Origin of the sequence: Streptomyces aureocirculatus (assembly GCF_000720475.1) — a bacterium.
Lineage (GTDB): Bacteria > Actinomycetota > Actinomycetes > Streptomycetales > Streptomycetaceae > Streptomyces > Streptomyces aureocirculatus.
In genome coordinates this window covers 23,683-35,543 of record NZ_JOAP01000044.1, presented here as the reverse complement: position 1 = coordinate 35,543, position 11,861 = coordinate 23,683, and the positions used below count along the sequence as shown (strand labels likewise).

Genomic DNA, 11,861 nt, shown 5'->3' with positions numbered 1-11,861 from the left:
TCCGTCTCGGCGGGTCAGGTGGTGGCGCGCGGGCGGGTGCTCATCTGGACGATAAGGCCGGCCGTGAGCGTCAGGAGAGCCGTGAGGGCGGCGGCCCGGTTGCCGGCGGTGTGCGGGAGCACCGTCCAGGGGGCGGGATGGCCGGTGCGGTCGGAGCCGAAGAAGACGACGGCAGCGAACCACAGGACGGGTGTCATGACGGCGGGCTGCCCGGCCACGGCCCGTGTGCAGAGCATCAGCCCGACGAAGAAGGCGGTGTTGCGGCCCAGAGCCGGGCCGGCGTCGGAGTCCAGAAGCGGGCCGACGCCGACACCAATCACTGTGGCGGCGGTGACGGCGGCCAGGGTGAGTCCCGCGTCCCGAAGGCGGACGCGGCGTGCGGGGGCGTCCTCGGCGGCGGGCAGCCGTGACTCCAGCGACGCCAGCAATGCGGCGCACAGCGGGAGGGGGACAAGCAGCATGAGCATGACCGGGTTGTCGTCGCCGGTGCGCAGCGACGGGAACTGCGACGCGGTGTCCTGTACCAGCAGGACGAGCGCAGTCAGACAAGCCAGTGCTGCGGGCAGCAGCGTTTGCGCACGGCGTGCCTTGACCCACCACATCACGTGTCGCTTTCTTCACGCACGTCGGCGCATGCGCGCTCAAGCTCGCCCTGATACCAGGACGCCTGCACGGCCTTAGGTGCGTGTCGTACTTGCGCAACGCGCTTCTTGATCACGGCGATTACGTCGTCGCCCTCCTCGAACTGGGCCAGTTCCTCTCGCTGCCCCTTGAGGAATCGCTTCTCCTGGCCGGTGTTCTTCGCTGCCCAGAGCATGGCGCTGCGCCCGGCGACTTCGTCAGTGGTGACCGTGCAGGGGAACCGGACTGCCTGTGTCAGCACCTGCAAGCGTGAGGTCGCGTCGCGCTGGCTGGTGGTGAGAGGCAGCCACCAGATCTCGCTGCTGGAAGGGCGGAAGTATGCACCGTTGATGACGCTGTCGGAAATGGTGCGCGGCGGCGTCACCCTTGCGCCTGCCGCGGCCAGTGCGCGCAACACAGCGACCGCGTCCGCCCGGGCCTGGGCGGCGTCCGCGCCTCCGGCCTCAGGGACGCAGACCCGGGGAGCCGATCCCACGCAGTCCATGTCCGCGTGGCCGATCGACAGCGGTGCGGTGTGGTCCCAGTCTTTGACGATGGCATAGGAGGTCAGCGTCCCGGCGAGGGCGACCGCGCAAGACATCGTGGCCACCACGATGCGGAAACGGTGGTGCTGGGCCGCAAGGCCGAGCAGCGCCATGCCCAGTGCGATGCTGCTGGTGAAAAGGACATGGGGGGCAAGTCCGGCCCACGTCGTCCGTTCCCCAAACGACAGGATCGTGGAGAAGGCCCCGGAAACGTGGCGGGGCCACAGGCGGTCCCCGGAGGAGGCCTACGAGGACACGGCATAGAACACGCCCGCCGTCAGTAACGGTGCTGCGATGAGCCGGGGCACGACCTGTCCGGCGATGAAGCCGATGACGCAGTGCGCCATGGTGACGAACAACGACATCGACAGCAGCGGCACACATTCCGGCGTGAACGCCGCCCCCCTCGCTTGCCAACCCCAGGACAACGGGCAACACGAGCATGGCCCAGGCGGGCGTCAGGGCAGGGAGCAGTGCGTGTGCGCAGATGACGGAGCGGCCCCTGGCAGGGGCGCCGGCCCACACCCCGTCACGTTTCATCCGGCCGCTCTCCCATGCCGCAAGGCTGGAAGCCGTCGCGTACGCGAGGGCGTCCATGGGATCCAGCACGGCGGAGACGATCTCCGGGGCGTATGCAATGTCTCCCCGGGAGAACTCGTATGCCTTCAAGAAGCTGACGTAGAAGTAGAACGACACCAGCCCGAGCGCCAGCGGGGCAGCCCACAGGGCACTGTTCGTGCGGAACAGGACAGTGAGTTTCATAAGACTCCGGGGCGACAGGGCATGAGGCGGGGAGGGTGCCTCTGCAGCACTTGAGGCACCCCCAGCCATCGGTTTACGGCCCTGCCACTTGACGCACTCACCTATGGGACGTAGCCCGTTGATTCTCTGTGAGCCCTCAGGGAGCGGTCGAGGTGCTCGCGTTGGCGTCAACAGATTCTTGTACTGGCGTGGTCACATTCTGTTCGTGTCGAGGCCCTGGCAGACCCACACCTTCGCGTGCGGTGAGGAGCCCGAGGCGCAGGTGCACGATACGTGCAAGATCGTCGACGGTGCCGTTGCTGCGCAAGAGTTCCATCGGTGGGATCTCGATGCCGTACTGCTGGCGAAGGCTGACCAACAGTTCGGTGGCCAGGAGCGAGTCCATGCCGTATTCGTCTAGCCGGCGGGTGTGGTCAAGCTGCTCGACGGGCATTTGCAGTGTTTCAGCGAGCATTGCGGCTAGTGAGTCGGCGACAAAGGCCAGCGATTCCTCGCTGCTCATGGAGGCCAAGGCCCGCAGGAGTTCCTCCCGGGTCTTTCCTCGGGTCTCACTGCTGAGCTCAGGCAGCAAGCTACGCATGCGTGGGCAATCGAGCTTCGACAGAAACTCGGCCATCGATTGCCAGTCGAATCGGCCCACGCAGGTGAAGTCCGCCTCGCTGAGCAGGGTGTCGCTGACCGCGTTCAGCGCTTCCTCCGGGCTGATCACATCAACACCCGCCTGGCGCAGCATGCGGGTGAGGTCATTGCGTGCCACATAGCCGGTGTCGCTGATCGCCCCCCAGGCGATTGCGCTACCCGGCAACCCCTTCTCACGCCGACTGCGTACGAGGGCTTCTTGGAAGAGGTTGCCTGCGGCGTAGTTGGCTTGCGCTACGCCGCCCACAGTTGCTGAAACGGAGGAGTACAGCAGAAAGAAGTCGAGGTCTTCCTCGCGCGTGACCGTGTCCAGGACCGCAGCACCGGCGAGTTTGGGTGCGAGCGCGGTGCACAGCCGGTCTTCGTCGAGATCGGCAAGGACGTGGTCGTCCAGTTGCATGGCGGCGTGCACGACGCCGCGCACGGGGTGTCCGGCCTCTCGGCAACGTCGCAGGATGTGACGCATCGTGTTCACATCGGTCACGTCGGCGGCGTGTACGGTGGCCCTGACGTGGTGTGCTGCGAGTTGCTCCAGCAGCTCAGATGCCTCGGGTGACTCCTGGCCGCGGCGGCCGACAAGAGCAAGATGCCTGGCGCCGTGGTCTGCCAGCCATTGGGCTGTCTTGGCACCGAAACCACCGAGACCGCCGGTGACCAGATAGGTGGCTTCAGGGTCGAGTGTGCGATCCGGTACGCAGCGCTGAACGGCGGATGGGTCGTCTTCTGAGTCGTGAGTGACGATGATTTTCCCGATGTGTCGGGAGTGCTGCATCAGCTTGAATGCTTCGTCGATCCGTGCGGCGGGGAAACAAGCATGTGGGAGCGGACGGTAGGAGCCGTTGCTGACACGTTCGGCCACCTCCCTCATCAATGACGTGCCGGCCTCCTCGTCGAAGATCAGGGCGGTGAGATCTACGCCGTAGAAGGCGATGTTCTTCTTGAAGGGGGCGAGTAGCAGTGGCTTGTTCTCGTAGATGTCTCGCTTGCCCAGTTCGACGAAGCGGCCGCCGTAGCGCAGTGCTTCAAGCCCGCGGGGGATGGCTTCACCGGCCAGGGAGTTGAGGACTACATCGACGCCTTGGCCGAGGGTGATAGCGCGGGTGTCTTCGGCGAAGGTCAGGCTCCGTGAGTCCAGTACGTGTTCTACACCCAGCGAACGCAGCATGTCGCGTTTGAACGGGCTGCCAGCAGTGGCGATGACCCGTGCACCGCACAGGTTGGCGTACTGCAGGGCTGCGAAGCCGACACCGCCTGCCGCTCCGTGGACCAGGACGGTTTCGCCGGCCTTGAGTCGGGCCAGGTGCCCAAGGCCGTAGTGGACGGTGAGGAACGCGACGGCCAAGGTGGCGCCCTCGGCGAATGAATAGGAGTCCGGGAGGTGGAAGATGCCTGCTGTGTCGGCCAGCGTGTGGGAGGCGTGGCACTGCTCGGCAACGCCGAACACTCGATCGCCGGGGGCGAAGCGGGTGACGTCGGGGCCGACCGCAGTGATCACGCCTGAGAATTCGAAGCCGACTGGGTGGCGGGACGCGCCGGGGCGGGCTTCGGCCGGCAGCAGGCCCGCGGCTTGCATCAGCTCGCGGTAGTTCAAACCGCTTGCGTGGATCTCGACGACGACCTTTCCGGCCTCCGGTTCGGGTGCGGGAGTCTGCTCCCAGGCCAAGCGGTAGGAGAGACCGGGTCGGTGTACCCGCAAGGCATAGCTGGAGGTCTCGGCAGCCGCGAGGGTGCCTTGCGGGCTGCTGGTTGAGTCCATGAGGCGGGGTACGAAGCGCCCGGAGGCAGTAAGGGCGACTTCATCCTCAAGGTCCGGGTGTGTCAGCTCCTCAGCCAGCCGGGAGGCATCGGCGGGCGTGTCGTGGGTCCGCTCCAGCGAGATGCGCCGGACGGTGAGCTGGGTATGTTCGTTGGCGAGCGTGCGCGTCATGCCCCATACGGCGGCATCCACAGTGACCAGCGGCTTTTCAGGCGAGGGCAGAGCGCCGCTTGGCCGGGTGACCAGCCAGAGGCTGACCTGACGGTCGAGAGACTGTTGTGCAACGGCAGTTGCTAGAGCGCTCAGAATGCGTGCACGAGCGACGCTGATGGCCATCTCCGCGGAACCGGGCGGCAAGTCGTTCTCGTTGTCGGGCGTTGCGAGCTCTGCTTCCATCAAGAGCACGATGTGTGACGCGTTGTCACCGGTGCCCAGCAGATGGGACCAGGTCGCCGCATCGTCCGATGCAGTGGTGCACACCGTCACCTGCTCTGCGGAACTCTTGAGTGAGTCGGCTACGGAGGACGGCCAGTCACTGTCTCCGTTGCCCTCGCCTGCGATGATCCAGGCAGCAGAGGGCTTACTACCGGTGGATTCCGAGGGCAGCTCTTGCTCTTCCTGTTCCGAGCCGATGGCGCTCGCCTGGTCCGGCTCGGGTGCTGAGTTGGGGGCAGCGGCCAAAAGGATCGACATGCGTGAGCCGGCAGTAATCTGACCGGGGTCGGCTGCCTGCTCCACTGCCGTGAAACCACTGTCTGCCAGTACCTGCGGCCATTGCCCAGCGGGCAGCAGCAGGTTGTCGGCTCGCAGGTCGTGATCTGTGAAATTCCAGAAGCTCGGCAGCAGGCCGAACAAAGGGGCCATGACTTCTGCATCATGGCACTCCATGGCGAGAAGGTGCCCGCTGGGCGCCAGCAGTTGGCGGACGCGCCGCAGGGCGGCTCGCAGACCGCGCGAAGTGTGCAGGGCGTTGGCCGCGACCACCAGATCGAATGCTCCCTCGGCGAAGCCCTGATCGTGCATGTCGCGATCAAGGTCCAAGGTGCGGTACTCGACGAAGTCATAGGCCGCAAAGCGCTTCTCGGCCTTGGACAGGAACAGCGAGGTCACATCGGTGAAACAGTAGCGCGTGCGCTCGGGCGGCAGAACGGGCAGCAGCGTAGCGGTGGTCCCCCCGGTACCAGCGCCGACTTCCAGGATGCGCAATGGCCGGTCACAGGGCCAGTGACTGATGACGGCCGATAGCACGGCACGAAGGCATCGGTTGTTGTAGCGGGAGGTAGGATTGACGTCGAAGTACTGCTCGAAGCGTTCGCTCGCGCCGTCACCGAAGAGGATGTCCAGGGGTTCGGCCTGCCCGCGCAGCATCTGCGGCAAGTGACGCGCCCAGCGGGTGTACAGAGCCTGAGTGGGAGCGAACGCTGAGTGTTTCGCGACGGCGCGCTGTTGGAATTCGGCAGTGCGGTAGGTGGTGCGCAGCAGACGCCAGCTCTCTTCACCTGTGCGCTCCACCAGGCTCTGTCGCTCAGCAGATGCTAGATGATGCAAGACCAGATCCCGGTGCTTGCTCAGTACGCCCGCAGCCAGTAGGTCCGCCCACGAGAAGGTAGACGCCCCTTCCGGAAGAATCTGAGCGAGGGCGGAGGTGAAGGAATGCGCGATGAACTTCAGCAACACGAACCGTACGTACTCGAAGTCATGGTCGCTGAAGCCGGCTGACAGGTCGCTCACCGTCGGCCGCGCCTCAGCAACAAGGACGGCGGTACAGGGCAGTGGAACAGGAGTAATGGAGGTGGTGTCGCGCGGAGCGGCCCTCATTGTCAGCATGTGGCGGCTCAGCGGGGAAGAAGTCGCCGTCTCAAAGCCCCGCAGACGGCACCCCTCGATCTCGGCCGCGACGTTGCCCTCCTGGTCCATCATGACGATGTCCCAGCACACCTCATTGTTGCCCCGGTTGCGTTCGCGTGTGTAGGACAGGCCCTCGGTGGGGGGAGTCTCCCAGATGCGAACGGCGTCGAAGGCGTAGGGCAAATATCCGCGGTGCCCGTCGGAGAAAAGCTCCAGCAGCAGTGGGAAGCCGGACTGAAGAGGAACATCCAACAGTGAGGGGTGGACCTCGTAACCGTCCCCGGGCTGAGTGTGCCGGTAGGCCGTGAGGACTTCGTGATCACCTACCCACAGCGAGTGCACAGCCTGGAAGGCGGGACCCATCTGCATACCGATATGGGTCTGCGCCCCATAGAACTCCTCCCGGCTCATCTCCCGGGTGCAGCGTTCACGCAGCATCGCGACATCGAGTCGCCCGGGGCGAGGGCGCAACAGTGCGCGTGCGTGGCCACGGGCATTGACTTGCGGCTGGCCGTCGCGTCCGGTGCCGCTGGCGATGGTGAACAGGCCGTCGTCGGGGCTGAACGTCAGTTGTAGGTACAAACTGCTGGGGTTGTCCCATGGCACGGGGATACCTCGGTACAGAGCCAGGTTCTGGATCTCTGTACGGGTTTCCAGCACACGGCGTCCGGCAGCCAGCCCCATCTCGATGTACGCCGCGGCAGGCAGCAGGACTGATCCGGCGATCTTGTGGTCAGGCAGCCAGGGGGCCAGGGTGGGCTCCACGGGGCCACGCCAGGTCGGACAGGCAAACGGCATCCGGTCGCCGAGCAAGGGGTGGTCGTAGCGTCCCTTGCCCAAGCCTCCAGTCCAGGCTTCTGGGCCCCCGCCCCAGTGCCGCTGGCGCTGCCAGGGGTAGGCGGGCAGGTCAACCACCTTCCCCGCCGTGGGGAAGTGGGCACTCCAGTCCACGTCCGCATCGGCAGCAAGCAACCGTGTCACCGCTGACCGCACTGCTGCTGCGCCCGCGGCGTCCTGCGAGAGAGTGGGCACCACAGTGGCCGGTGTGTTGCGCTGGGCTGCTGTGCGCCGCACGTAGGGACGCAGCACGGGGCTGGGTCCTACGTCGACGAAGAGGTCGAAACCTTCGTCCATGAGCCGTCCCACAGCCGGCCCAAAGCGCACGGTGTAACGCATGTTGCGCCACCAGTAGTCGGCATCCAGTTCCGGGCCTTCGACCATCTCGCCCGTGAGCGCGGATGCCAGCGGGATACGCGCCTCGCCGGCAGGCTGCAGCCCCTCGAGGGCGCGCTTCAGCGGCTCCTGCAACGGTTCCATGGCACTGCTGTGAAAGGCGTAGTCCAAACCCAGATCGACGCACGGCACTCGCCGAGTCGACAGCTCTTTGCGCAGCGCCTCGAGTTCGTCAGCCGGCCCGGTGATGGTGACGTCGCGCCCGGAGTTCACACAACCGATTTCCAGCCCGGGATATGGGGCGATGGCCTCCTCGGCTTGTTCCAACGACAACGTGGTCGCGGCCATCCGCCCCGCCCCGACAGTGACGGCCTGAGCACTGCCCCGGGAGACGACGACCCGTGCAGCGTCCTCGATCGTGATCGTACCAGCCACGTAGGCCGCAGCGATCTCACCGGCACTGTGCCCCACGCAGGCGGCCGGCACGATGCCCTGCTCACGCAGCATCTCCACCAGACCCACCTGGATGGTGAAGAACAAGGGCTGGGCGATCTCAGTGGCCGACAGGTCGGCCATTCGCTCGGGTTCCGCCATGACTTCGGCCACTGACCAGCCCAGCAAGGGGCAAAGGGCTCCGTCGGCCTTGTCGACTCCGCGACGGAACGCCGCGTCCTCGGCCAGTAGATCAGCACCCATGCCCGGCCACTGGGCACCGTTGCCGCAGAAGGCGAACACTACGCGACCGGTCCCGTGTGCTTGGCCCAGCGCACGCGCTGACATGGGGCTGTTCGCATCGGAGATACCGGACTCCTCGTCGTCACTGACGGAAGTCGGCTGCTCCTCGGCACTGCTCGGCAGGGATGTCAGCGCGCTCACCGCGGCCTTGATGGCTGCGTTGACCTGAGCGTCGCGTTCACCGTGAGAGGAGACGGAAGCACTTGTGCTGTCCTGGCCCAGGGGTGATGGCATCGGCTCAGAACTGCCCTCAGCCCCAGTGCCCTGCTGGTCCTCCGCAGGACCTTCCACCGCCGGGGTGCTCGACTGTTCTTCCGGCTTCGGACGTGGGACCAGGCAAACCAGTTGTCGTGCCGCTTCGGCAGCAGTGGCCGCCTGGACCACCGCGCGGTGCCGGTACTTGCCTCGACGCACACTTGCGGTGTACGCCACGTCGTAGAAGTCTTCCTCGTCTGTGCCACGCAGACAGTCGGCCATCTGGTGCACCGCCTCAGCCAGTGCTTCACCGGTGCGGGCGGAAACTACGATAGGAAGCGTGCCCGGCTTGGCTGGTGCAGGAGCAGCCTGTGCGGGCGGAGGAGCCAGGATGACGTGTGCGTTGGTTCCCCCGAAACCGAAGGAGTTGACGCCTACGACACCGCGGGCTTCGCGAGGCACCTGTCGGTGTTCCAGGACGGGCGCCAGCTTCAAGGCGTTGAAGTCGACGTGCTCATTGAGCGGTTCGGCATGCAACGTGGCCGGGATCTGATTCTTCTGCAGTACGAGCAGGCCCTTGAGAAGGCCCGCCATACCGGACGCCGGCTCAAGGTGGCCCAGGTTGGATTTGACCGAACCGATCGGCAGGTACCCGCCGGAGCGGTGTACTCCCAGGGCCCGACCGATCGCCTCGCACTCGACCGGGTCACCAACCATTGTCCCGGTACCGTGCGCCTCGAGATAGAGCACCTCGTCGGCTTCCACACCAGCCCGCTCGTACACCTGCCGCAGCAGCGTCTCCTGAGTTTCCACCCGCGGCAAGGACAGGCCCATGGTGCGGCCATCACTGTTGGAGGCACTGCCCACGATCACACCATGAATGCGATCACCGTCAGCAATCGCATCCTTAAGCCGCTTCAGGAGGACCATGCCGGCGCCCTCGGAGCGGACATAGCCGTCCGCTTTGGTGGAGAAAGAACGGCACCTGCCTGTCGGGGAAAGCATCGACGCTTGCGAGAATCCCACAAAGTGATATGGGCTGAGCAGCAGGTTGACACCACCGACGAGGGCGGCGGAGCTCTCTCCGACGCGCAGAGTCTGCACAGCCTGGACCAGTGCGACCAATGAAGAAGAACAGGCGGTGTCCACGATCAGACTGGGACCACGCAGGTCGAACACATGCGACAGACGGTTCGCGGCAATCGACAGCGCTGCTCCGGCCATCGTGTAGGCGTTGACCTTCTCCGGGGACAGCATTTGCAGCGCCCCGTAGGAATTGTCGGAGATGCCGACGAATACAGCCGTGTCCGTTCCTGCAAGCGCCGTCGGCGCCACGCTGGCATCGTCACATGCCTCCACGGCCAGCTCGAGCAGCAAGCGGTGCTGTGGATCACACTGTGAGGCTTCCTTCGGTGAGATGCCGAAGTAGTCGGCATCGAAACCGGCGACCTCATCCAGGAAGCCGCCGGCTGCGGTGTAGCTCTTGCCCGGGCGCGGCATGGAGGGATCCACGAACCGTTCCGTGTAGAACCGCTCTTCAGGCACCTGAGTGATCAGGTCAGCACCTTGAGCCAACCTCTCCCAATACGACTCAAGGTCCACGATTGCTCCGGGCAGCCGACAAGCGGCTCCCACCACGGCGATACCGTCGCCTTCGGTGCCATCCCACTTGCGTACGTCCACAACGACTCCACTCGAATGGCGCCTACTTGTAGCCGCCGCATAATGAGGAAAACGCAAGCACACGAAAGGGCTTGCAAGGATGACAGGACAGCTCGCACGCGCCGATGAACCGGACGTACAAGGATTCGCAACAGCTTCCAGGCGATGTTTACTGGCACTCCACCAGAGCCTGCAAGTGGGCGTTAGGGCATACGGGTGACACCTGCGGTGCAGTAAGGCGCACGAGGGATGGGGCAAGCGTCGGCGGTGCCACGCGGAGGGCTACGTCGTCGTCATGAAGGCTCTGGGAACCTGGCTTCCAGCCTTGGCGTCCAGCAGTCTGACCCCAGGAGATGAAGCCATAAGGCTGGCTCAAACACAGGCAGCGTGGTCGGTAACCGAGGTGGTTGCCCGCACCGCAGAGAAAGACGCTTAGCCGTGTCTCCCTCTGTCCGGATGCTGAGCGAGGTCGGGTTCGGCCGTTGCGACTCGGGTCTTGGGCGAGCAGTACAGCGCGGACCGGCAGTTGACGCCGTTTCACCCAGTAAGGCTCCGACGCATTGCGTTGCCGAATGTGGATGCCTGGCCCCGCCTGCATCTCCACGCTCGCTTTCGCATAGCTGCGATTTACACCAGCCGACGCAGGGCAGGGTGACCGCATCTCTGCCGGCGTCTGATGGGCTCGCTGCGCAGAGTGGTCTTGGATGAGGCGACGAAGAAGTCATCGTCCATGGCTGGGCATGCTTCGGCCGTGGTGAGGAGCGCTGAGCGCGGGTGCCAGAGGAGGTGTGGAGCTGTTCCACCTGGTCCTCGACGAACTGGACTCCGCGGCCGATCCGGTCCCGACAAGGCCCCCTTCGGCGCAAGCCCGGCAAGATCCACGCTGACAAGGACTACAACCACCACTCCTGCGGCAATGACTGTCCCGGTACGATATCCAGCCCCGCATCGCCCGCAAGGGCGTCGCGTCCTTACCATGGCAGCCGACACCGCTGGACTATCGAACGCACCATGGTCTGGCTTGCGGCCGCCCGCGATGCTGCCGCCGCTATGAGCGCGACGTTGGCCACTGACTGACCTCCGCCAGCATCGCCTGTACCCCTGATCTGTGACCGCAGACTCACCACAGGAGCGACACCTGAACGTGCTGAGTGCCTGGGCCTGCTCCTGGCGACCGGCAGTGAGATCGACGACTCCCGACATGCCAGCAGGACCACCTACCCGGCCGGGAAAGCTGTCGAACAGTTAACAAGGGGCTGGCCACCGACTCGCCCCCTGTCTTGGTCGCTCCTGAAGACCTGTTGCGCATGGGTCAGCGGATGCTGAGCGCCCCTCGGCCCTTGATGTGCCTGACGCCACTGCTGTGGCAGATGCGTACGTTGTTGGTGGGCACTGCTGCTCCGGCGAAGGTGCGGTGGGCCATGCGGCCGGAGGTGATGGTTCCGTTGAGGAAAGAGTCGGCGGGAGTGTATCCGCTCGTGCCGCGCGGGGCAGGGCGAAGGACGGAGCGCCCCACGATGCGGCCGGTGCGGTTGCGTCCGGAGTACCAGGTCACGGTGGCCTTACCCCGGAGCGACTTGGCACGCGAACAGTTGGCGTGCGCGGTTCCCTTCACTGTGAGGCGACCCGAAGCGATACGGGACTGACGGCCGTTCGGGGAAGTGCAGTTGTCCAGATTCGCGCTGCCCCGGGCCGAGATCTTGCGGGGGGTGCTGGTGACGGCGGGTGAGAAAGCGATGCGCTGGCCGGGACCGGTCCGCAGGGAGCACTTGAGAGTGGCTTGGTGAGCCGCTGCGGCGGTCGGCGCTGGAGCGGCCCTCTGCGTTTCGGCCCGGCTCGTGGCTCCCGTGGCGAAGAGGGTCAGGATGGCGGTCGCCGTCACGGCTGCAGCTCGCAGGCGGTGCACAGCAGGCATGTGGTTCTCC

Annotated in this window: 5 protein-coding genes; all 5 read right to left on the bottom strand. The window is 65.4% G+C overall.

All coding sequences use genetic code 11. The annotated features are described in order from the left end of the window. Positions 1-14: 14 nt before the first annotated feature. Entirely contained in the window at positions 15-602 is a 588-nt protein-coding gene (locus IG78_RS44400; RefSeq protein WP_051853101.1) for a hypothetical protein, read from the bottom strand. Beyond that, positions 602-1,279, bottom strand: a complete 678-nt coding sequence (locus IG78_RS0132010; protein WP_030569822.1) for a hypothetical protein — start codon at positions 1,277-1,279, stop codon at positions 602-604. Before IG78_RS0132010 ends, IG78_RS44400 begins: the two co-directional genes overlap by 1 nt. Before the next feature lie 132 nt (positions 1,280-1,411). Further along, positions 1,412-1,546, bottom strand: a complete 135-nt coding sequence (locus tag IG78_RS52275) for a hypothetical protein (protein WP_263972742.1) — start codon at positions 1,544-1,546, stop codon at positions 1,412-1,414. Positions 1,547-2,064: 518 nt separating this feature from the next. Continuing rightward, positions 2,065-9,957 (bottom strand): type I polyketide synthase, encoded by a 7,893-nt coding sequence (locus IG78_RS0131995; protein WP_107055040.1) that lies wholly within the window; start codon positions 9,955-9,957, stop codon positions 2,065-2,067. 1,291 nt (positions 9,958-11,248) lie between these two features. Next, positions 11,249-11,491 carry a hypothetical protein gene (locus IG78_RS49625; RefSeq protein ID WP_157855935.1) on the bottom strand — a complete coding sequence of 81 codons (243 nt, stop codon included), beginning with the start codon at positions 11,489-11,491 and terminating at the stop codon, positions 11,249-11,251. Positions 11,492-11,861 lie beyond the last annotated feature (370 nt).

Excerpts from the sequence above, each read along its gene's own strand:
- IG78_RS44400 (WP_051853101.1), bottom strand. The coding sequence starts at position 602 with ATGTGGTGGGTCAAGGCACGCCGTGCGCAAACGCTGCTGCCCGCAGCA.
- IG78_RS0132010 (WP_030569822.1), bottom strand. The coding sequence starts at position 1,279 with ATGGCGCTGCTCGGCCTTGCGGCCCAGCACCACCGTTTCCGCATCGTG.